The following is a 20,667-nucleotide window of genomic DNA, read 5'->3' on the forward strand; positions in this document are numbered from 1 at the left end:
CGTCGTCTCACCTGCTCACTTGACGGCGCCGGCCGTCAGCCCTGCCACGATCTGCCGTTGCGCAAACACCGTCAATATCAGCACGGGCAAGGTGACGATCAACGCCGCCGCCGCAAGCGGGCCCCAGCTAACCTGTTCGAATGACAGCATGTTGTAGACCGCGACCGGAAGCGTACGCGTTTCGCGGCTGGCGAGCACGATGCCGAAGACGAAGTTGTTCCAGGAGAAAATGACCGACAGGATGAAGGCGACGACAATGCCGGGTTTGGCGATCGGCAAAGCGACCAGGCGGAAAATCTGCCAGGGCGTCGCGCCATCGATGCTTGCAGCCTCTTCCAACTCCATCGGCGTCGTCTCGAAATAGCCGATCATGATCCAGACGACGATCGGCACGGTGACGACGAGATGGATGATGATCTGCGGCATCAGCGTGCCGAGCAGGTTCAGCCACTGAAACAGCAGGAAGAGCGGGATCAGGAAGGAAAGGCCGGGCGTCATGCGCGCGATCATGATGACCATCGCAGACTTCTCCGCCTTCAGCCGCGCGATGCCGTATCCGGCCGGCACGCCGATCAGCAGCGCCAGAAGCGTGGCGGCACCCGTCACCAGCACGGAATTCCAGAGATAGAGGAAGAAATTGTTCTCCTCGAAGACCTTCAGATAATTCGTCCAGGCGAACCGCTCCGGAATGAAGATCGGCGGATAGGCGCCGTTGTCGATCTCATATTTCAGCGACAGCGAGATCATCCACAGGAAGAACAGCACGACCGGTGAGATCATCACCAGGGCGACGAACAGCAGTCCGATGCGATCGAGTGTCTTGCGCTTCATCAGCGTGCCTCTCCATCGGACCAGTTGGCGCGCTGCCGCAGCATCAGAAGGACGAAGGAGAGCAGCACGATGAGGATGAAGAACACCACCGCCATGGCCGAGCCATAACCGATATCGTAATAGGCGAAAGCGGTGTTGTAGAGATAGATATTGATCGTTTCCGACGCCGTGCCCGGGCCGCCTTGAGTCATGGCATAGATGATGTCGAAGCTTTTCACCGCATCGATACTGCGGATGATCACGGCGATCATCAGGAAGGGCGCGATCATCGGTAGCGTCAGATAGCGGAATTTCTGCCAGACATTGGCGCCGTCGATCTCGGCGCTTTCATAGGGCTCGCGCGGAACCGCCGCCAGGCCGCCGAGCACGATCAGCATTATAAGCGGCGTCCATTGCCAGGTCTCGACCAGCACCAGCGAGGGGATGACGCTGTTCTGATTATAGATCCACTCCTGCGGGCCGATACCGATGAAGGAAAGAAGATAATTGAGGACGCCGAGCTGCGGATGGAACATCATGGTCCAGACAAGGGCGATGGCGACCGGTGTCGCCATCATCGGCATCACGAATATGCCACGCAGAAGGCCGCGCAGCGGAAATTGCGCATCGAAAATCAGCGCGGCGAGCGTCCCGAGAAAAAGCGGCGCCACGACGGAGAGCGTCGTATAGAGCACCGTATGCCACAGCGACTCCCAGAAGCGCATGTCCACGGCCAGACGGGCATAATTGTCCAGCCCGGCAAAGACCTGGGACTGGCCGAGCGTCCAGCTGTTGACGCTCATCCAAAGGGTAAACACCCATGGAAAAACGATGACGGCCGCAATGACGATCAGCGCCGGGATGACGAAGGGCCAGTAGTTGGGAGCAACGCGACCCGCGTTGCTCCTTGCCTTCGAGGCGGCCTTGGCGGCTGCGGCCGTTTCGATGCTTGCCGAGGTCATTATCCCTCGCTTTTCGCCAGGACGGGTTCGAACTGCGCCGTCGCGGCCTTGAGTTCGGCTTCCGGATCGGCGCCGCCAATCATATTGGTAAGACCGACGCCATAGATGTCGCGGAATTCGGTGACCGGAATGATGACCGGCAGTGCGAGCTGCGAGATCTTGCCGGAACCGACGACGGCATCGAGCCATGCGCCAGGCATCTTGACGCCTTCGCGGACTTTCGCATCCTCGAGCACGGACTGGCGAAAAGGAACGCCGGCGCCGGCCTGCAGCAGACGGGCGCCCATGTCATGCGAAATCGCCCATTGGCAGAAGAGGTAGGCGGCTTCCTTTTTCTGGCTGGCCGCGACGACGCCGAGCCCGTCGCCGAAGGTTCCCGCGGCCTGTGCTTTCGGGCCTTTCGGCATGATGCCGTAACCGACCTGGCCGACGACGCGCGACTTTTCCGGATTCTCGATCGGCGGCGCAAAACCGACGCCATCCAGCCACATGCCGATCTTGCCCTGCAGGAAGGCCGACTGTGCCTCAGCCCAGTTGAAGCCGGAGACGCCGGGAGGGGCGGTCTTGGTCATCAGCTTCTGGTAGAGCTTTGCGGCATCGACCGCTTCCGGCGAAGTCGTGCGCAGCTTCCCATCGGGGCCGAGCGGGCTCGAACCATAACCGAGCAGCAGCGACGTCCAGACCGGCGTATTGGCGTTTTTCAGGCCGCGGGCGACGAAGCCGTAGGTATTGGTCGACGGATCGGTGAGGGCTCCGGCCGCACTTGCCAGCTCTTCGAACGTCGTCGGGTAGGAAAGACCCTTCTTCTCGAACAGCGCCTTGTTCCAGTAGATGATCCAGTAATCGACCGAGAAGGGAAGAGAACGCAGAGCGCCGCCGGCGTCCTTGGCGAAGGCGAGGCCGGCTTCGGCGAAATCACCCTCCGTCAGCGATGGGTCGGTCAGCGCAGGATCCTTGAGGAAGCCGCCGATATCGGCAAGCCAGCCGCCCTTTTCGAACTGCCGCTTCTGGACGTGATAGCTCATGTGCACCACGTCGAAACTCGGCTTTCCCGAGCTGAGCTCGATGGTCGTCTTCTGGCGCTGCTGCTGCTCAGGCGTCGCTTCGGCATTGACCTTGATGCCGGTGAGCTCCTCGAATTCGGGTAGGTATTTCAGAAGTATTTCGCTGCGCGGGCTCTTGACCAGATTGACCTCGAGCGTGGTGCCGGCGAAGCGCTTCCAGTCGACGGCAGCCGACGCCGAGCGCAAGCCGAGCATGCTGCTCGCCCCGAAAGCGGCCGTGCCCGCCAGAAAGCCGCGTCTCGTCGGATTCAAAAATGATGGCATGGTATTCCTCCTCCTTTTGCCGGCGGTCTCCTCACCTCCGGCTGATTATTCCCGATTATATCCTCAGCGCACGATCCCTTGCACCGTTGATGTGTGCGACAAGGCTGTTGACGGCGTCCTCCGCCGATCGTCGTTCGATCGCTTCGAGCACCTTCAGGTGTTCGCCCATGACGGGCCCGACGTGACCGTCGATGCGAAACCGGTCCTGGCTGATCAGGCGCATCTTGATCGAGTTCACGCGGTAGGCGTTCGAAATGATGGTATTGCCAAGCGCATCGATAAAGGCGTCGTGCATGCCCCAGTCGACGGCCTGCGCGCGCAGTTCGAGCTCATGCGAGCCATCGCCGCTTCGAATGGCGTCGGCGATATCCCGATGCTGCTTCAAAAGCCCGGCGATCGTCTCGTCCGAAGCCGACCGGGTGAAGAGCGCCACGGCTTCCTTCTCCAGGAACACGCGCAGCTGAAACGCCTCGCGGATGAGATTGAGATCGATGTGGGCGATCTGCAATCCCCGCTGCGGCACCGTTTTGATCAGCCCCTCGGCTTCAAGCCTTGGGATGAGCTCACGGATGGCGCCAAGCGTCAGTCCGGTCAGCTCCACCAGACGGCGTTGCGACACGAACTGGCCAGGACGTACGTCACGCGCAAGAAGATGGCGCGTGAAGCTCGCATACGCCTTTTCCCGCAGCGTCGGCTGCTCGTCCATTCCGTCCATCGCCTCTTCCCGCAGCATGCTCGACTATGCCGCTTTCGACTGGAAAAGCTTATCGAAAGCCATAACGAGTTGCGCCTGCCCTTCGCCGGATATTGAACCGAGCGGTGGGCGAACCGCAAGCCAGATCTCCTCCGACATCACGTGCGCCACCATCGCCTTCACGGCCGGGACGACAGGATATTTCAACAGTTCGGCCACGAACCCCTCGATGCGGGGGTCGTCCTGGCCTTCTTCGGCCATCAGCTTGACGTCGCGGGGTACAAAATTCGCCATCCCGGAGATAGCCCCCTGGCCGCCGAGCCGCACGCCCTTGGCGAGATGCCGTTCATCACCCACCAGGATGATGAGATCGCTATGCGCCTTGAGCAGGCTTTCGGTATACGGCCAGTCGCCGGAAGAATCCTTGACGCCTGTGACGATCTTGGGGAAGGCGCTCCGCAGCCTTCCGATCAGCGACACGGTCAGCGGAACCATGGTGAGCGAAGGAAGGTTGTAGACGATGATATCCCGCGCCTTGTCGCCCAATATGGCGAAGACGGCCGAAAACCACTGGAAGACACCGTCGTCGCTGACGTTCTTGAAATAGGACGGTGGGGCAAGAAGGATATTGCGAGCACCCTCGGAAAGCGCATGATCGGCCTGCATCGCCGCGTCCTCGGCAGCGTCGACCAGCACGCCGACGATGATGTTTTTCGCGGCGATCCCGGCATCGAGGAAGGCCGCAAAGACGCGGTCCCGTTCCCGGCTCCCGATCGAGGAGCCTTCACCCGTCGTCCCGAACAGCGTGACGCTGGAGCATCCGGCAGCAAGGCACCGTCTTGCCTGCGCGATCATAACCTCAATCGCGATATCGCCATTGCCGTCGAACGGCGTGGCGAGAGCGACTGACAGCCCGAATTTCTGGGTCAAATATATCCCTCCCGATTATCGCAATCGATGTAGCAGAGTGACATGTTAGTTGTAAAGAGATGATTGCAGGCTGAGCACTATACGATTGTCGCGCAGGAACTCCCTCAACCGGCATGTCTTGCTGTCGGCCCATTTGCTCGCACCAGCGCCATCAGCATCGGCCCGATCGCAAACTCGCCTCTTTCGGTCCTGCGGGTGAGATCTCTGAGATAACCACCGGGCGAATTGATATACCCTCCCCTTTCCAGAATGCAGGCGATGACGGTCGCGGCATTTTCCGGGCCCATGCCGGAGCAAGCTTCCTCATAGGCCGAGGGGCTGACGCCGAGCATCGAGCGCACCAAGACCGCGGCGGACATCAGATCTCGCCAATTGCCGATTGTTCCGCCCGGCCCATAATCGAGAATTTGTGGGCAGGCTTGGAGAACAAGTGCAAGCGGGAAGGATTTCAGACCTAGGCCGGACACCGGAGCTGCCTTGCCAACCATTCCAACCGACGGCTTGAGCGGCCTCGGCCTTTGCTCACCCGGCGGTTCGGCCATAGCCTCGTTGCTTGTCGCTGCCTTTTCGCCCTGCTTCGTTTCGAAGCGTGGTTCAAGTTCATTAATTGAGTCGGGGTTTGAATTCTGTTTGTGACGCTCAATATGAGACTCATTGGCGTCTATTTTTTTTCTTTTAATCTGCCTTTCCAGCAAGTTGACGGCTTCGTCTCGCAGTAGGCCCATCTCGTCGAGCAACGATGCCAGCGCTTCGATACTCGCGACGCGCGGGATCCTGGCGACGATCGCACGAAACATCATCGTCATCTGCTCCCAGTCGCCCGGAACCGCTTCTTCGATCGCCGTTGAAATCAGCTTGGAAATGTCTCGCCGGCAAACCGTCAGCCGTTCCCGGGTTGCTCTCAGCAGTTCCCGGTCGGCAATCGCCTGAGCGGCAAGGCCTTCGATCTCGGCCGCACGGGCAAGCAGCGGCGCGACGCTGAAGCCGAAGGCTTCGCCGATGGCGCCAGCCCTGTCGCGGCGGGCATAACGCTTTCCATTCGGGCTGTCCTTGCGCAGGATCAGGCCAGCCTCGACCAGCACGGCCAGATGCCGCCGGAGTGTGGCCGGCGTCATGCCGCGGGCGCGGAGTGAAAGCTGCACGTTCGACGGAAAAACGATCAGGCCTTTTTCCTCGGAGATCTCGTCATCGGGATAGAAGGTCAGCAGCGCGTCGAGCACCGTCAGCGCCCGATCGGTCACGCCGAGCGCCGGCCTCGCTTCGCAGATTGCCCTGAACAGCTTCCACTTGCTGCGTTTCATCCCCGGCTCGATGGTCTCGGCCAGTTGCTGGCTTGCCAGCATGCCAAGCGACATCGGCCGCCGCCCAAAGGGCGTCGTCACATATCCACTCTCCATTTGCCTTCACCTTCGTTCAGGCAAAAGAAAACCATCCACCAATTTGGTGCCTAAGACGCTTGACTGTGATTCGTGGAAATGCGATTCTCGATGTGCTTAAGATCTGAGAAGGGCTTCCACGACGCCGTCGTTGGGGGCCTTTTTCTTTTGCGCGTTACGCTCCTCTGTCCTTGTTGAACTCCTGGAACAGGCCCTTCAGCCTTTCCTGGACGAATTGATCGAAACCGGGTGCGGTCTTGCCGTCGAAAACGAAGGTTGCCCCGGACGCTGTCTTTTTGATCGTAACCGGCACGCCGCTGACCTGGGTCTTGGCAATCGCCGGCTTCGACGCCGCCGTCCGCTTGGTTGCCAGCACCAGTGCGCGCTGAAACCTCTCGTCGCTTGGAATTCTTCGAGCGTCGTCCGCGGACAACTCGACGATGATCTTCTCGATATCGGCACCTTCAAGCCGCTCGCCCAGTTCCAGCCACCGCCGGCGGCCAATATCGGGCGCCGCACCGATGGCGTTGATGAGATCAAGGGGAACCTGCCGTATCACAATCAGCATTCTCGACAGCGCCGCCTTGTCGACGCCGAGCGCCGCCATGATCACATCGCGGCCGAAGCTGCGGTCTTCGAGCCTTGAGGCGAAGAGCGCGCGTTCGATATATGAGAGATTGGTTCGGGCGCTGTTTTCCTGGCCTTGGCTGACGACCAGCTGACCATCGGTGAGGTCGCGGACGACCGCGCGCACCCTGATGCCGAGCTCCTTGGTGGCGGCCAGGCGACGATGACCGTAGGCGACCTGGTAGCGTCCCCTGGTTTCGGGATGCGGGCGGACGAGGATCGGAACCTGCTGCCCATGCTCACGGATCTGTTCGACAAGCTGTGCCAACTCGGCCGCGTCGATCGCCAATCTGTCGCTGACGAAAGACGCGTCGATCAGGCCGGTATCGAGTTCGACGATGGCCTGGCCGGCGGCGAGCTGCCGTTCCAGCTCACTCGCCCGCTCCATCTTTTCGGTAATGTTGCCGAGTGTCTTGGTAATGCCGCCGACCGGGGCCGTACTGCGCTCCTGCGGCACGAATCCAGCGATCGGGCGATTGTCGCGCGGTGCGACAGTTTCCACCCTGGCCGGGTTCGGAGCGGAGATTTCGATGAGATTCTTGCGCGCCATCTATCTACTTCCTCCCCCAGGTCGAGCGGATATGCGCCTCGATCTCGCTGTTGACGAGATTGAGCGACTCCAGCGCCCGGTCATAGGTGCCGCGGGTGAACTGCGACCGCTCAACCTCATAAAGGGTCTGCTTGGTGACACCGGCGTCGGAGACCGCCGTCGATTTCACCATCGCATTGTGAAGCATCCGATTGCCGAAGATCGCCCGCATGAAACCGGTCATCTGGCTCTGCGGCCCATCGTTCGGCTCGAACCGCGTCACCAGATAGCGCATCCAGTCATAGCTGGTGCGCCCGCCGGCCTTCTCGACCACCGACATCAATTCGCTCGTCATCGTCAGGAACTGCGACATCGACATGACATCGAGCATCTGCGGATGAACCGTGATCAGGACCGAGGTCGCTGCGCAGAGCGCCGACATCGTCAGGAAACCCAACTGCGGCGGGCAGTCGATGACAACGACGTCGTAAAGGCTTTCGATCTCCGTCAAGACCTCGCCGATGCGCGCAAAGAACATCGTCTCCGCCCTACCTGAAGACATCGCCTTCGGCGTCTCGTGCTCAAATTCCATCAGCTCGAGATTGCCTGGGATGAGATGCAGATTGGGCGTGTAGGTGGCGCGCACGATGTCGGCGATGGGGCGCGGCTGCTCGTAGCGGATTGCGCCGTAGATCGTTTCGCCCTCGCCGACGTCGAATTCCGGCTGATGGCCGAACAAGGCGGACAGGGACGCCTGCGGGTCGAGATCGACGGCGAGCACGCGGTAACCCCTCAGCGCCATGAACTGCGCCAGATGGGCCGCGGTCGTGGTCTTGCCGGAACCGCCCTTGAAGTTCATGACGGAGACGATCTGGAGCTTTTCCCCGGGCCTGCGGGCCGGGACATATTTCGGCGTTCCGTTTCGCTCGTCGAGGACGCGGCGAATCCGATCCATATCGGTTGCGCTGTAGAGCCGCCGTCCGTTTGCCAGCGGATCGGGCCCGTGGCCGTCGGCAGCCACCTGCCGAAGATAACCTTCGCCGATGCCGATGAAGGCCGCAGCCTCAGCCGGCGAAAATGTTCTGATGGTCTTTTGGGATAGCGGCGGGAAGATTTTTGCCTGATGCTGCTGAAGTTGATAGGACAACTCTTTCGCGTCTGTTGCCAGAAGCGACGGGAGATGCTCTTGATCGTCCTGAAGAGCAAGACTCGGCTGCATGATCTGTTTCCCAAATAACTGCGCAATTTTGAACGAAAGCGCTTCAGTTGCGCAGTTGCTATATGCCGCGATTCGTGACCGAATTACAAATGCTTAACCAAAAGGCGGCTCGAGGCATGTCAAACGAGCGCGCGAATCTGGCGGTTTCGCAGGCCAATCGGCGGGTGATTCGCACCCTCCCGCAGTGCTGACGAGCAAGGCCGGCGGTCTCGTTATGCACATGAAATTCATTGAATTTTATGTGATGCCGCCGGCGGGACGGAAAGGCTCGGCCTGCCTATTGTCCGTCATCCTTCAGGTAGTTGCTGCCGTTGATCACCAGGAGCCCGTCGGAGGCTTTGTCCGGTTCGAATATGCTCAGGCTTTCCGTCTTGCCACTCGCGTCGGTGAGGTCGAGACGATAGCCGGAAAGCGTGTAGCGTCCGCTGGCGCCAGGCCGGTTGCCCGACGTGGTGACGCCCGATCGCGATCCGGCGATTTCGTTCGTCATCGAGGCGCCGGACCAGCCCGTGCGTTCGAACGTGCCGTTTGAATGAAGCGTCAGCGTGTGGCTGGAAGCGACCGATCCCGACGAGGTCGCGGTCATGCCGCTCGAGGCGAAGGTGGAGACCCATTCGCCGTCGAGCGTCGCGCCATCCTCAAACGGCGGCACTGCACGATGGTCATCCTCGTCGATCACCAGGTCGTCGCCCTTTTTCGAAAATGGCTTCGTCTCGATCTCGATCGTGCCGTAGGCAGAGGAGACGCTGCGCATCTCGATCGACCCGGCGGAGGAGAAGAAGCCGCCGCCGGTGAGCTTGTAAAGGCCGCAGTCGGCCGGGTCTTCCTTGCAGTGTTCGGCCATGCTCCGGCCGTCCTTCGGCAGCTCCGTACTGAACAGGCCCCTCGGATCGAACATGGTGATCTCGCTATCGGAATAGAAATCCACGCCGCCGAAGACATTCGGCCGGACACCGGTATCGAGATGGGTGAAGACGCCGTCGAGCCCGCCGTCGCCGCCTGCCGGCACAAGATCGAAATCCTTATCGGAGGGATCAAGCTTGACCGAACGCACCAGCGCCTCGAAATCGGCTTCGGCACTTTCGCTTCGGTCGCCATTCAGGTTCAAGAGCACGAGCTGCAGATAGACCTGCCGCTTGTCGCTGGCGACGCCGACGACGATCTGGCTGATGCTCACATTCTTCTGATTGATGCAGCAGCGTTCTTCCACACGGATGTCGTGGCCGTTTATCGTAATCCCGTAATGCTTGATGAGGATATCTTCCTTGGCCATGTCAGGCAACGTCGCGACGAAGGTCTTCATTCCGGCCGGGAGGGACGCGCGCGGGCTCGACAGCGGCTTGGTGATCTGGATCAGGGCACTGCCGCGCTTGTCGTCATCCGTTTCCGGAAAATCCTTCTGCAGCATGAAGAGATCGCCCTTGCCGGCCTTCCGCCAGCCGGCATCAGGCAGCGTCACCGTCAGGCCGCCGATATCGGCAGGCGCTGCCAATGCCTGGGAGGAGGACAGAAGACAGAAAAACACGAGAACGAAGCTGAAGGCTGATTTGACTTTGCCAATTCGATCGACATGCGCGCAGCCCATGCGCCGCTCTCCTCTTCCTTCGACTACCGCCGACGGGATTTGGAGCCGCGCAAAAGCTTTTCAACCCGGAGCTTCCATGAAGATTTCTCAAACTCTCGCATAGACTATGCAGGCCTCCGACTCAGGAACCGGGCGCAATCAATTTCAGCGAGGGGAAATAGCTGCGATAGCCGCCGACATCCCGCGTCAGGAGCGGCAATTGTTGCACGGCAGCGTGAGCGCCGATGAAGAAGTCGGGAAGCACGCCGGTGCGCGTCCCGCCAGCCTTGCGATATTGCGTGAACACCTTGCCCGCAAGAAACAAAGCGGGCTTGGGTATAGGCCTCATGTCGAGGCCAGCCTCTTCCACAAAAGCCTCCAGCGTCTCGATCCTTTCATATCGAACCGCAAGTTCGGCATAGATTACATCGTTGATCAGCAGCGGACCTTCGATACTCGCTGCCTCGAGCTGAGCAATAGACCAATCCGACCATTTCGGATCGTCGGTCACGAGGTCCAGGAGCACATTGGTATCGACGAGTGTCACGTATTGCCGCGTGTCAAAGCCATGATGGCTTCCGTATCGAGGCCCTCGCCAGCATGACCGCGCAGCTTCTCGAAGCGGCTGGCCGGCCGTTTCTTGTCGGCGCGCGTCAGAACCACACTGCCGTCGGCAGCACGATGAAAATCGACCTTGCTGCCTGGAACGATGCCAAGCATATCCCGCACGCGCCGGGGAATGGTCACCTGCCCTTTCGCGGTAACGGTTGTGGCCATAGCGAGCGCCTTTGTAATACTCTTTTGACAGAAAGTATTACTTCATTCGACAAATTTCAAGGCTGCCGCTAATCCGCCATCGATTGGTAGAGCCAGTCAGCTAGCGTCTGCGCCGCCACCCGCGCGGCTGCGTCCGGAAGCAATGCGTCATCGGTCAATTCGACGCCGAAATACGGGGTCGACGGGTCCGTTATCACCGGCCGCTCGTCTTCGTTCGCGGCGAGATAGATCCGTGCGACGTCATCGATACCGAACTGTTCCGGGCCGCCGATTTCAACGATCCTGCCCAAAGGCGTTGCGAGGGTCAATTCGGCCAGAAAAGCGGCGACTTCAGCGGCTGCGACCGGCCTCATCAAGGCAGGAGGCAGCCGAAAGACGTCGCCTTGCGCACCGATGTCGATCAATCCGTTTATGAACTCGTAAAACTGGGTGGAGCGGAGAATCGTGTAGGGGCGATCTGAGGCTCGGATGAGATTTTCCTGCACCATTTTCGCGCGAAAATAGTCGCTTTCCACGAGCCGGGGCGTGCCGACGACGGAGAGGGCGAGATAATGCCCGACGCCTGCCTCGGAGGCGGCGGCAAGCAAATTCTTCGTCGACGCCCTGAAGAAATCCAGTGCCGCGCTGTCACCGAACGATGCGGCGTTGGTCACATCCACGACCGCGTCGGTTCCCGCGATAGCCGCGTCAAGGCCTTTGCCGGTCACCGTATCGACGCCAAACGACAAGGACGCGTCCGTAACCTCGTGGCCCGACCGGCGCAGCCTTTCGCTGAGCCGCGTTCCGATGAGGCCGCTTGCTCCCACCACGGTGATTTTCATGTCGGCATCCTCGCGATCGATTGGATCGACAATGACCGGAAGCCCAAAACCCTTCCATCATGCGTGTGGCTCGGCGCCTTCGCCTTAGGTATAGCGGAGTAGACCTAAGGTCTAGGATGACCCACCGGAACGGCAGCGATCTCACACTTGCTCTTTCGCGCCGAGGATCCGGGCTCGGTGCAACACTACCCCTCCGCGCAATGTATGGATTTCCATGAGTTGCGGCTGTGCTTTGACGGGACTACGGTTCGCAGCATGAGCTCGCCAGCCCCGACATCAAGAACGAGTGCTGCACCAAATGCGAATGATCCCCCGGCCTTGTCTGCCCGGCAGGAATGGTGGATGACGAGCCTGTGGTCGCACCGCCCCCGCGCCCTGTATCTGGGGCTTTTCGTCGCCGCGTATGTGCTCGGCTGCGGTTTTGCCCAATCACTCGCAATCGTGCCGGGAACGGGCATTTCCATCTGGCCTCCGGGCGGGCTTTTCATTGCAACGCTCATCCTCGCCCCCAGGCGCAGCTGGCCGTGGTGGATAATGGGAGGCTGTGCGGCTGAGCTGTTCAGCAATGCCCTCTGGTTCTACAGTCCGCTGCCGGCGGCTTTTCTGATATATGTCGGCAACGCTCTTGAAGCAGTGGTCGCGGCATGGCTGGTCAATCGGGCCTTGACGCGGCCGGCCCAGCTGGAAACCTTGCAGGAGGTTCTCGCATTCGTCGTCCTGGGCGCCGGAATTGCGCCGATCGTCAGCGCGACCGTGGGAAGCGCGACGCTCGCATGGTTCGGCATCCAATCGCAATCCTTCGTGACCGCCTGGCCTCTCTGGTGGATCGGTGATGCAACCGGTGTCCTGATCGTCGCGCCGCTGGCGCTCTCCGTCTTCCATAACTGGCGCGGCAAGACCCGCCTCTCGGCGGCGCAATGGGTGGAAGCTTGCGTCCTTGGGCTGATTTTTCTCGGTGTCGCCGCTCTTTCGCTCAGCGGCTACCTTCCCTTCGCCTACATCATCATGCCGCCCCTTCTTTGGGCGGCGGTCCGCTTCGAATTCAAGGGTGCGGCCATATCGCTCGTGCTCCTGGCCCTGATCACGGCCGTCTTCACGATAACAGGCGCCGGCCAATTTGTCGGCGATGCCGAATCCCAGAAACACAAGCAGATCATGCTGCAGCTTTTCCTGGCGATCTCGGCATTTTCGGCGCTGATCGTCGCTGCCATATCCAGGCAGCATCAGCTGGCCGTGCACACATTGCGTCAAAGCATTGAGACGTTGCGCGACAGGGAGCAAGAGCTCTCGCAGCTCGTCGATATGGTTCCGAGCCACGTCTGGCGTCTGACACCCGAGGGCGAACCAACCTTCTTCAACAGAAGGATGGTCGACTTCCTCGGCCTCGATGTCGCGGATGCGGACAGGCCCGGCATGAGCCGGCTGGAAGCGGTCATCGAGGCCGTCATTCACCCCGATGATGCAGCAGGCTTCCAGGATGCGCTCAATCATTGCCTCGTCACCGGCGAAAACTTCGCCTTGCGGTATCGGCTGCGCCGCGCCGACGGCGTCTATCACTGGATGTCGAGCCGCGCCGAACCGATGCGGGATCAGACCGGCATCATCGTCCAATGGTACGGCCTTTGCCACGACATCGACGATCAGGTCCGTGCCGAAGAGGCGGTGCGCCAAAGCGAGCGAGCGCTGCAGCAGATGATCGACGCGGTGCCGGTTCGCGTCTGGAGCGTTGAGCCGGCGAGCGGGTCGGTCTATTTCAACAAACGCTACCAGGATCATTTCCGCGCCGTCATCGCCGATTTCGACGCTCTCGGCGAGCCGCGCATCGAAGACCTGCTGCGGCAGCTGATCCATCCTGAAGACGCGCCCGACGTCCAGCGCACGCTGCGCAATTGTTTCGAAAGCGGCGGCGGTACCGCCATGCGGTTTCGCTGGCGCGAAAAGGACGACGTCTACCGCTGGGCGGAATGCCGAGTGGAACCCCGACGCGACGACGACGGAAGGGTCGTGCAATGGTACGGCGTGTCTCTCGATATCGACGAGGAGGTGCGTGCACTCGAGGCATTGCGTGAGCGCGAGCGCGAGCTCTCGCAGCTCGTCGACATGGTCCCGGCCCAGATCCGGCGGCTGACACCGACGGGAGAGCCTGTCTTCTTCAACAAACGCCTGATCGATTTCTTCGGTCTCGACGTCGGCGACATGGATAAGCCGGGCGTCAGCCGCCTGTCGGCTGTCATCAATACTCTCGTTCATCCCGACGACGCACCGAGACTGCTCCAGACGATTCACCATTCCCTCACCAGCGGCGATCCCTTCTCGATCAAATACCGCATGCGCCGTTTCGACGGAGCCTATCGCTGGGTCGACGGCCGCGCCGAGCCGCTGCGGGATCAGAACGACACGATCACGCAATGGTACGTCATCTCGGTCGATATCGATGACGAGATGCGCGCCCAGGAAGCATTGCGCGACCGGGAACGCGAGCTCTCGCAACTGGTAGACATGGTTCCGAGCCTGCTCTGGCGGCTCGATCCGGAAGGGACGCCGACCTTCTTCAACCAGCGCCTGAAGGATTTTCTTGGTCTCGACATCATTAATAGGGAAACGCCGAGGTTGAGCCGGCTTACGGACCTCATCGAGGCCGCCGTCCATCCCGACGATGCCTCCAGTCTCGCCCAAGCACTCAACCATTCTCTCGCCACCGGCGAGCGCTTCTCCAAGCAGTATCGCCTGCGACGCGCCGACGGCATCTATCGCTGGGTCAGAGGCAGCGCCGAGCCGCTGCGGGATGAGAGCGGCCGGATTGTTCAATGGTACGGTCTCTCGCACGACATCGACGATCAGCTACGTGTCGAGGAAGCGCTGCGAGAAAGAGAGCGCTCGCTCTGGCAGATCGTCGAAACGCTGCCGGCCATGATCGATTGCGCGGCTCCCGACGGAGAGCCGGTCTATCGCAACCCCCAGCTCCGCGACTTTCTCGGATATAAGCTCGAAGAGCTTGATGGAACGGGGAAAACCCGGCTGGACGGCACGCTCGACGCCGGCGTTCATCCCGACGACGTGGCGGGTGTCAAAGAGAATTATGCCCATTCATTGTCCACCGGCGAGCCCTATGCGCGCCGGCATCGTCTGCGGCGCTACGATGGCGAATATCGGTGGGTCGAGACGCGCGCTGCGCCGATGCGAAATGCCGAAGGCGTCATTGTCCAGTGGAACGTCATCTGCCTCGATGTCGACGCTGAAGTTCGGGCGGAGGAAGATCTACGCCAGGCGCGCGAGGGTCTTGCGCGGGCAAGCCAGGTGGCGAGCCTTGCCGAGCTTTCGGCCTCCATCGCTCACGAGGTGAACCAGCCGCTCGCGGCTGTCGTCGCCAACTCGCATGCCTGCCAGCGCTGGCTGATGGCCGAACCGCCGAATATGGAGCGGGCGCAGAGGACGGTCGAGCGCATCATCCGCGACGCCAACTCGGCCGCCGATGTCGTCAGCCGCATCCGCGCCCTGTTCAAACAATCCGCGGACAGGAGAGTTCATACGACGCTTTCAGGCGTCGTTAGTGAAGCACGCAACCTCATGGCCGAAGAAGCGGCTCGCCGTCGCGCCCGTATGGAAGTGGAGGTTGATGGCAACCTTCCACTCATTGCCATCGATCGCATCCAGATCCAGCAAGTTCTGATCAATCTCGTCCGCAACGGCATCGAGGCGATGGACACGGTCGACGGCGACAGGGTGATCGGGATGCGCGTGCGCCATATCGGGAATGCCATTCAGACCGAAATCAGCGATCGCGGTCAGGGTATCGAGTTCCCCGAGAAGATGTTCGAACCTTTCTTCACGACCAAGGAAAATGGCATGGGCATGGGTCTGGCGATTTGCCGCTCGATCGTCGAGCTGCACGGCGGACGATTGTGGGCAGAGAAGAACGATCCGCACGGCGCGACGTTGATCTTCACCTTGCCAATAGAAACGAAGGTGGCGTCATGACGGAAGACGACCATATTGTCTTCATCGTCGATGACGACCAACGTGTCCGGGAGGCGCTCAGCGAGCTCATGGACGCGCATGGCATGCGCGCCATCGCCTTCGAATCCGCCGGCGATTACGTGACAGCGGACAAGCCCGATGTGCCCGCCTGCCTTATCCTCGATATCGAGCTGCCCGACATCAATGGCCTCGATCTGCAGAGGCAGATTGCCGACGGCGATCATCCGCCGATCGTCTTCATTACCGGACATGGCGACATCCCGTCCTCCGTGCGTGCGATCAAAAGCGGCGCCGTGGATTTCCTGACCAAACCGTTCAGTGACGCGGATCTCCTGACGGCAATCCATGCAGCGCTCGCCGAGGATCGGGAAAAGCGATCGGGACGCGCCGAGCTCGACATGCTCAAACGACACTATCTCGACTTGACGCCGCGCGAGCGCGAAGTGCTGCCGCTCGTGGTCAGCGGTCTTCTCAACAAGCAGGCGGCAGCCGAACTCGGAATCAGCGAAGTCACGCTGCAGATCCATAGAAGAAACGTGATGCAAAAAATGGCGGCGGCGTCGCTCGCCGACCTCGTGCGGATCGCGGAGAAACTGGAAATACCGATTACCCACTCGCGCCGGGTGGGGGGGAATTGAACATGAACGAAACAAGACATGTCGTCGCCGTTGTCGATGACGATCCAAGACTGCTTGAATCGATGGGCGACCTTCTGGAATCGGCGGGTTATGTGGCCCGCGGCTTCCCATCGGCGGGCTCGCTGCTCGTCAGCGGGCTGTCGGACCTCGACCTGCTCATCACCGATATCGGAATGCCCGGCATCGACGGCTTCGAGCTTCGTGACCTGGTGAGAAAATCACGTCCCGAGTTGCCGGTGTTTCTGATTACGGGCCGCCATGAGATAGCCGATCAGGGCCGCGCTCAGGGAGGCGGCGGTTTCTTCCGCAAGCCGTTCGATGCCCAGGCCCTGCTGGCGGCTATCGCCAATGCTTTACACCAATCGAGAGATGGAGGGTAACATGAGAGTTGACCAGCCGTTGCTGCGGAGATCGGCGCCGTTATCATTGCAGGGCAGGTATGAAGAGGATCAGCCGCTCGTCATTATCGTCGATGACGACGCGTCGGTTCGCGAAGCGCTGTCGGAGTTAATCCTGTCGGCGGGTTTTCAGTCGGTCAGTTTTGCCTCGACCCGTGAATTGCTTGACGCCGATATCTTGGAAAACCCCGGCTGTCTGATCCTCGATGTGCGCATGCCCGGAGCAAGCGGCCTCCACCTGCAGAGCCAACTGGCCGAAAACGGCATTTCCAAGCCGATCATTTTTCTGACCGGCCACGGCGATATTCCGATGACCGTCCAGGCGATGAAGGCGGGTGCTGTGGATTTTCTCACTAAGCCGGTGCGGGACCAGACGCTGCTCGACGCCATCACTGCGGCCATTGCGATGGATGCAGAACGACGGGCCGAAGCCGCAATCGCCAAACGTAATGTCAAACGCCTGGAGACACTGACGCAGCGCGAACGTGAAGTTCTGCACGAAGTGGCGCGCGGACGCCTCAACAAACAGATCGCCTTCGATCTCGGCATCAGCGAAGTGACGGTCAAGCTGCATCGCAGCAACGTCATGCACAAGATGGAGGCCGCCTCGATCGGCGAACTGATCCGAGCCTGGGAGACGCTGCCGGCGCAAATGCGGCAAGCTGGCTCGCGTTAATTTTCTGCCGGGCGCTTTCCAATGGTTGAGGTATTCCGGTCTCGAACATCAGTTGCCTGTCCATTTGATGCGCCGCGTATCCGATTCGCGTTGAAAAAGACGACGCGGCGCCGGCAATGGGTTTCGCCGTCGCCCGCATGCGTTATCTCTAAATTAAAGCTCAGGGACATGACCTCATGCCCGGCCTAGATTCCATAAAGGAGATCACGCCTGAACAACCGATCGCTAACCGCACCTTCCCCAGAAACCACCGCCTTCGACATCGAAGCAGACTTCTTGTCGGCCATGGGGAACGCCAAACGGCTTCACATCCTGCATGTCTTGACCGAAGGAGAAGTGTCGGTGAGCGACCTGGCCGAGGAAGTGGGATTGAGCCAATCTTCGACTTCCCAGCATCTGGCAATTCTTCGAGAACAAGGACTCGTGCAGACGCGAAGGGCTGCCCAGACGATCTTCTATTCACTTCAATCCGGCACGGCGAGGACGATGCTCGATACTCTCGCCGACATCTTCGGATCGCGCCGTCGATCCCCAGCAGAACGCGTCCAAGCCGGGCGCCTGACGAAATGACCAAGCCTCGCTCCCGCACTCGTGATTGGTCGCCAATTATCGAGGATAGGATGACCTTGCAGCCAATCAGGTCACATCGAGCCCTGATGGACGTTTGATGTACGCCTCCTAGACCACGGTGTGATTACGCCTCCGTTGCGAATGGAGATAATCAATCACATCAGCAACGAAACGGTCAGGAAGAGGCGATCATGGACGTATATGAGGCAGTCACCAGCCGACGGTCGGTGCGCGGATTCAAAGACAGGCCTGTGGCAAGGGAGATCCTTGAGCGCGTGCTGTCCGCCGCGGCTTGGTCGCCGTCGGGATCGAATATCCAGCCATGGAATACCTACGTGATGACCGGCGCGCCGCTGGCCGAGCTCAAGACATCAGCCGTCGAGCGCGTGGCCCACGGCGATGCCTGGGACAAGCGGCAGTACGAGATGTATCCTCCGGCGCTGAAGTCCCCTTACGGGGAGCGCCGGTCCGCTTTCGGCAAGGAGCGCTACAGCGCGCTCGGCATTGCGCGCGAGGATTGGGAGGCGCGCCAGCGGGCAGCGATCGCCAACTGGAACTGCTTCGGCGCGCCCGCCGCCTTGTTCTGCTATATCGACCGTGAGCTGGGTCCGCCCCAATGGGCCGACGTCGGCATGTACCTGCAGACCGTCATGCTGCTGCTCCGCGCCGAGGGACTGCACAGCTGCCCGCAGATGGCGTGGTCACAGGTTCGCGAGACGGTCGCGGAGGTCCTGTCGCCCCCGGACGGGCTTATCCTCTTCTGCGGCATGTCGATCGGGTACGAGGACGCCGCGGTCAGTTTTGCCCGTACGGGCCGCGCCCCGCTTGCCGAGACGGTCACGTTCGTCGACGATTAGCTGCTGCGCTCAGAAGACGAGAGACCCCTTCCATGTTTCCTGCGCATGATACGTCCTATCACGCGCGATATCGGAGAACGCCATGACCACGCATAAAGTCGGCTATCTCATCGGCAGCCTAGCCAAGGGCTCGATCAATCGCAAACTCGCCAAGGCGTTGGTGCGGTTCGCCCCGCCGGAACTTGAAATGTCGGAGATATCCTTCAAGGACCTGCCGCTCTACAGCTACGACTATGACGCCGACTACCCTCCGGCCGGCAAGGCATTCAAGGCCGCAATCGCCGCCGTCGACGCCGTGCTGTTCGTCACGCCCGAATATAATCGATCGATACCCGGCGGGCTGAAAAACGCAATCGACTGGGCAAGCCGCCCCTACGGCACCAACTCGTTCACACGCAAGCCGTCAGCGGTTATCGGCACGTCGCCGGGCGCGATAGGCACAGCAGTCGCCCAGCAGAATTTGCGCAGCGTGCTCAGCTTCTGCAATTCGCCCCAGATGAATGCCCCGGAAGCCTACATCCAGTTCACACCGGGGCTGATCACCGATGACGGCGAAGTCACGAACGAGGCCACCGCGGATTTCCTTCGCAAATTCATGCAGGATTTCCATGTTTTCATCGCAAGGGTGCGCTCGGTCCTGCCGAAAGACGCCTAGACGACGTTTAAAAGGAACTGGCCGCTCCCATGCGGCAGCAGCCAGTTTCCATTTTTCGAGCTACGTCTTTAAGCGAAAGCGTAGGAACCGTCTGGCCGCTTCGGCACCCGTCGCTGCCAGTGGATGTAGCCTTCCTCCTCCATTGCCTTCTCGTCCATCTCGACGCCCCAGCCGGGCCGATCCGGGCGCAGTTCGAGGTAACCGTCCTTCGGCAGATAGGGATCGACGACGTAGCGGGTTTCCCCTTCCCGCTTCTCGATATCGTTGCCGCCATAGACATAGGCCTGGCCCTTTGGCAGCCGGTATTCGAGGATGCGGAAGTTCTGCGCCGCGGCCGAAAAATGCACGTTGACCGCCGTTGCCAGCGGCCCCATCGGATTGTGCGGCGCCACGCCGACGAAGAAGGCTTCGGCAAGTGTCGCAATGCGGCGCATTTCGCTGATGCCGCCGACGACGCAGATATCCGGCTGGATCAGATCGGCGCCCTTGACCTGCAACAGCCGTAGGAACTCGTTTCTGCTGTAAAGCGATTCACCGGTGGCGAGCACGCAGTTGAGCCCCTGTTTCAGATCGCCCCAGGCCTCGATGTTTTCAGGCCGCAGCGGCTCCTCGAAAAACAGCGGATCGTAGGGCGCCAGCGCGTTGCCGAGCTGGCGCGCGGCGATCGGCTCGAAAATCTTGGCATGGGCGTCGAAGGCGATCTCGTATTCGTCGTTGACCGTTTCGCGCAGCGAGCGGAAATAATCCGCCGAGGCTTTGACGACATTGCCCCAGCGATTGGCGTGCATGTCGATCCGCCAGGGGCTGAGCTTGAAGGCGGTCAACCCCCATCCCTCCTTCAGGCGATCGAACTCGTCGCGGGCCGCCGGCGCATCCGGCGCGGTGTAGACCCCGGCATAGACCTTGATGCGGTCGCGCACCTCGCCGCCGAGCAGCTTGTAGACCGGGACGTTCGCCGCCTTGGCCGCCAGATCCCACAGGCAGTGATCGAGCGCGGAGATAGCGGCAAGGCCGAGCGCGCCCGGCGGGAAACGGCTTTGCTGGATCAGCAAGTTGACGAGATAGTCGACCCGTGTCGGATCCTGGCCGGCCACAAAGGCATAGAGGTAATCGAGCAGCGGCGGCAGTGCCTTGTCGGGGCCGTGATTGTAGCATTCGCCCCAGCCGGTCAGCCCGTCATCGGTATCGAGCGCGACGATCACGCGCGGACGGTCCTTGTCGCGGGTCATGAAAACCCGCATGCGGTCGATCTTCATCA

General features: G+C 60.8%; 20 protein-coding genes. 7 read left to right on the top strand and 13 right to left on the bottom strand.

Annotation, left to right across the window (positions count from 1 at the left end; all coding sequences use genetic code 11):
• Window positions 1-15 precede the first annotated feature (15 nt).
• From K6N12_RS03870 to K6N12_RS03925, 12 genes are all read right to left on the bottom strand, one after another.
• Entirely contained in the window at window positions 16-831 is an 816-nt protein-coding gene (locus K6N12_RS03870; protein ID WP_003591396.1) for a carbohydrate ABC transporter permease, read from the bottom strand.
• A complete protein-coding gene (locus K6N12_RS03875) occupies window positions 831-1,772 on the bottom strand; it encodes a carbohydrate ABC transporter permease (RefSeq protein ID WP_097627992.1) in 942 nt (313 codons plus the stop codon). Before K6N12_RS03875 ends, K6N12_RS03870 begins: the two co-directional genes overlap by 1 nt.
• On the bottom strand, window positions 1,772-3,100 hold the full coding sequence (locus tag K6N12_RS03880) for an ABC transporter substrate-binding protein (protein ID WP_097627993.1): 1,329 nt from the start codon (window positions 3,098-3,100) through the stop codon (window positions 1,772-1,774). The genes K6N12_RS03875 and K6N12_RS03880 overlap by 1 nt, the downstream gene beginning before the upstream one ends.
• A 55-nt stretch (window positions 3,101-3,155) precedes the next feature.
• The gene (locus tag K6N12_RS03885) at window positions 3,156-3,833 is read right to left on the bottom strand and encodes a GntR family transcriptional regulator (protein WP_375166017.1); all 678 of its coding nucleotides are present in this window, start codon (window positions 3,831-3,833) and stop codon (window positions 3,156-3,158) included.
• A 6-nt stretch (window positions 3,834-3,839) separates the two neighbouring features.
• The gene (locus tag K6N12_RS03890) at window positions 3,840-4,724 is read right to left on the bottom strand and encodes a dihydrodipicolinate synthase family protein (protein WP_097627995.1); all 885 of its coding nucleotides are present in this window, start codon (window positions 4,722-4,724) and stop codon (window positions 3,840-3,842) included.
• Window positions 4,725-4,828: 104 nt separating this feature from the next.
• Window positions 4,829-6,121: a plasmid replication protein RepC gene (gene repC / locus K6N12_RS03895; protein WP_097627996.1), complete on the bottom strand. Its 1,293-nt coding sequence runs from the start codon at window positions 6,119-6,121 to the stop codon at window positions 4,829-4,831.
• A gap of 154 nt (window positions 6,122-6,275) precedes the next feature.
• A complete protein-coding gene (gene repB, locus K6N12_RS03900) occupies window positions 6,276-7,277 on the bottom strand; it encodes a plasmid partitioning protein RepB (RefSeq protein ID WP_097627997.1) in 1,002 nt (333 codons plus the stop codon).
• A 4-nt stretch (window positions 7,278-7,281) separates the two neighbouring features.
• Window positions 7,282-8,475 (bottom strand): plasmid partitioning protein RepA, encoded by a 1,194-nt coding sequence (gene repA / locus K6N12_RS03905; protein ID WP_003591382.1) that lies wholly within the window; start codon window positions 8,473-8,475, stop codon window positions 7,282-7,284.
• Window positions 8,476-8,752: 277 nt separating this feature from the next.
• Window positions 8,753-10,060, bottom strand: a complete 1,308-nt coding sequence (locus K6N12_RS03910) for a hypothetical protein (protein ID WP_097627998.1) — start codon at window positions 10,058-10,060, stop codon at window positions 8,753-8,755.
• A 121-nt stretch (window positions 10,061-10,181) separates the two neighbouring features.
• On the bottom strand, window positions 10,182-10,586 hold the full coding sequence (locus tag K6N12_RS03915; protein WP_097627999.1) for a type II toxin-antitoxin system VapC family toxin: 405 nt from the start codon (window positions 10,584-10,586) through the stop codon (window positions 10,182-10,184).
• Window positions 10,583-10,816, bottom strand: a complete 234-nt coding sequence (locus K6N12_RS03920; protein ID WP_097628000.1) for an AbrB/MazE/SpoVT family DNA-binding domain-containing protein — start codon at window positions 10,814-10,816, stop codon at window positions 10,583-10,585. The genes K6N12_RS03915 and K6N12_RS03920 overlap by 4 nt, the downstream gene beginning before the upstream one ends.
• Before the next feature lie 68 nt (window positions 10,817-10,884).
• On the bottom strand, window positions 10,885-11,637 hold the full coding sequence (locus K6N12_RS03925) for an SDR family oxidoreductase (protein ID WP_097628001.1): 753 nt from the start codon (window positions 11,635-11,637) through the stop codon (window positions 10,885-10,887).
• Between the two features lie 342 nt (window positions 11,638-11,979).
• On the opposite strand from K6N12_RS03925, the gene K6N12_RS03930 reads away from it, so the two are divergent.
• The 7 genes from K6N12_RS03930 to K6N12_RS03960 all read left to right on the top strand — a co-directional run bounded on the left by K6N12_RS03930 (window position 11,980) and on the right by K6N12_RS03960 (window position 19,409).
• Entirely contained in the window at window positions 11,980-15,615 is a 3,636-nt protein-coding gene (locus tag K6N12_RS03930; protein WP_097628002.1) for a PAS domain-containing protein, read from the top strand.
• Window positions 15,612-16,253: a response regulator transcription factor gene (locus K6N12_RS03935; RefSeq protein ID WP_097628003.1), complete on the top strand. Its 642-nt coding sequence runs from the start codon at window positions 15,612-15,614 to the stop codon at window positions 16,251-16,253. Before K6N12_RS03930 ends, K6N12_RS03935 begins: the two co-directional genes overlap by 4 nt.
• A 2-nt stretch (window positions 16,254-16,255) precedes the next feature.
• Window positions 16,256-16,633 (top strand): response regulator, encoded by a 378-nt coding sequence (locus K6N12_RS03940; protein ID WP_131710541.1) that lies wholly within the window; start codon window positions 16,256-16,258, stop codon window positions 16,631-16,633.
• A 1-nt stretch (window position 16,634) separates the two neighbouring features.
• On the top strand, window positions 16,635-17,327 hold the full coding sequence (locus K6N12_RS03945) for a response regulator transcription factor (protein ID WP_183854097.1): 693 nt from the start codon (window positions 16,635-16,637) through the stop codon (window positions 17,325-17,327).
• A 210-nt stretch (window positions 17,328-17,537) separates the two neighbouring features.
• A complete protein-coding gene (locus K6N12_RS03950; protein WP_097628006.1) occupies window positions 17,538-17,897 on the top strand; it encodes an ArsR/SmtB family transcription factor in 360 nt (119 codons plus the stop codon).
• Between the two features lie 191 nt (window positions 17,898-18,088).
• The gene (locus K6N12_RS03955) at window positions 18,089-18,754 is read left to right on the top strand and encodes a nitroreductase (protein WP_097628007.1); all 666 of its coding nucleotides are present in this window, start codon (window positions 18,089-18,091) and stop codon (window positions 18,752-18,754) included.
• 82 nt (window positions 18,755-18,836) lie between these two features.
• Window positions 18,837-19,409: an NADPH-dependent FMN reductase gene (locus K6N12_RS03960; RefSeq protein ID WP_012556237.1), complete on the top strand. Its 573-nt coding sequence runs from the start codon at window positions 18,837-18,839 to the stop codon at window positions 19,407-19,409.
• 68 nt (window positions 19,410-19,477) lie between these two features.
• Here K6N12_RS03960 and K6N12_RS03965 read toward each other — a convergent pair whose 3' ends face one another.
• The gene (locus tag K6N12_RS03965) at window positions 19,478-20,665 is read right to left on the bottom strand and encodes a mandelate racemase/muconate lactonizing enzyme family protein (RefSeq protein ID WP_222148777.1); all 1,188 of its coding nucleotides are present in this window, start codon (window positions 20,663-20,665) and stop codon (window positions 19,478-19,480) included.
• Between the last annotated feature and the right edge of the window lie 2 nt (window positions 20,666-20,667).

It is taken from the genome of Rhizobium redzepovicii, from assembly GCF_019793435.1.
In the GTDB taxonomy this organism is placed as follows: Bacteria; Pseudomonadota; Alphaproteobacteria; order Rhizobiales; family Rhizobiaceae; genus Rhizobium; species Rhizobium redzepovicii.

Coding starts and splice junctions, on each gene's coding strand:
- K6N12_RS03870 (WP_003591396.1), bottom strand. CDS start 831: ATGAAGCGCAAGACACTCGATCGCATCGGACTGCTGTTCGTCGCCCTG.
- K6N12_RS03875 (WP_097627992.1), bottom strand. CDS start 1,772: ATGACCTCGGCAAGCATCGAAACGGCCGCAGCCGCCAAGGCCGCCTCG.
- K6N12_RS03880 (WP_097627993.1), bottom strand. CDS start 3,100: ATGCCATCATTTTTGAATCCGACGAGACGCGGCTTTCTGGCGGGCACG.
- K6N12_RS03885 (WP_375166017.1), bottom strand. CDS start 3,833: ATGCTGCGGGAAGAGGCGATGGACGGAATGGACGAGCAGCCGACGCTG.
- repC (WP_097627996.1), bottom strand. CDS start 6,121: ATGGAGAGTGGATATGTGACGACGCCCTTTGGGCGGCGGCCGATGTCG.
- repB (WP_097627997.1), bottom strand. CDS start 7,277: ATGGCGCGCAAGAATCTCATCGAAATCTCCGCTCCGAACCCGGCCAGG.
- repA (WP_003591382.1), bottom strand. CDS start 8,475: ATGCAGCCGAGTCTTGCTCTTCAGGACGATCAAGAGCATCTCCCGTCG.
- K6N12_RS03910 (WP_097627998.1), bottom strand. CDS start 10,060: ATGGGCTGCGCGCATGTCGATCGAATTGGCAAAGTCAAATCAGCCTTC.
- K6N12_RS03920 (WP_097628000.1), bottom strand. CDS start 10,816: ATGGCCACAACCGTTACCGCGAAAGGGCAGGTGACCATTCCCCGGCGC.
- K6N12_RS03925 (WP_097628001.1), bottom strand. CDS start 11,637: ATGAAAATCACCGTGGTGGGAGCAAGCGGCCTCATCGGAACGCGGCTC.
- K6N12_RS03930 (WP_097628002.1), top strand. CDS start 11,980: ATGACGAGCCTGTGGTCGCACCGCCCCCGCGCCCTGTATCTGGGGCTT.
- K6N12_RS03935 (WP_097628003.1), top strand. CDS start 15,612: ATGACGGAAGACGACCATATTGTCTTCATCGTCGATGACGACCAACGT.
- K6N12_RS03940 (WP_131710541.1), top strand. CDS start 16,256: ATGAACGAAACAAGACATGTCGTCGCCGTTGTCGATGACGATCCAAGA.
- K6N12_RS03945 (WP_183854097.1), top strand. CDS start 16,635: ATGAGAGTTGACCAGCCGTTGCTGCGGAGATCGGCGCCGTTATCATTG.
- K6N12_RS03955 (WP_097628007.1), top strand. CDS start 18,089: ATGGACGTATATGAGGCAGTCACCAGCCGACGGTCGGTGCGCGGATTC.
- K6N12_RS03960 (WP_012556237.1), top strand. CDS start 18,837: ATGACCACGCATAAAGTCGGCTATCTCATCGGCAGCCTAGCCAAGGGC.
- K6N12_RS03965 (WP_222148777.1), bottom strand. CDS start 20,665: ATGAAGATCGACCGCATGCGGGTTTTCATGACCCGCGACAAGGACCGT.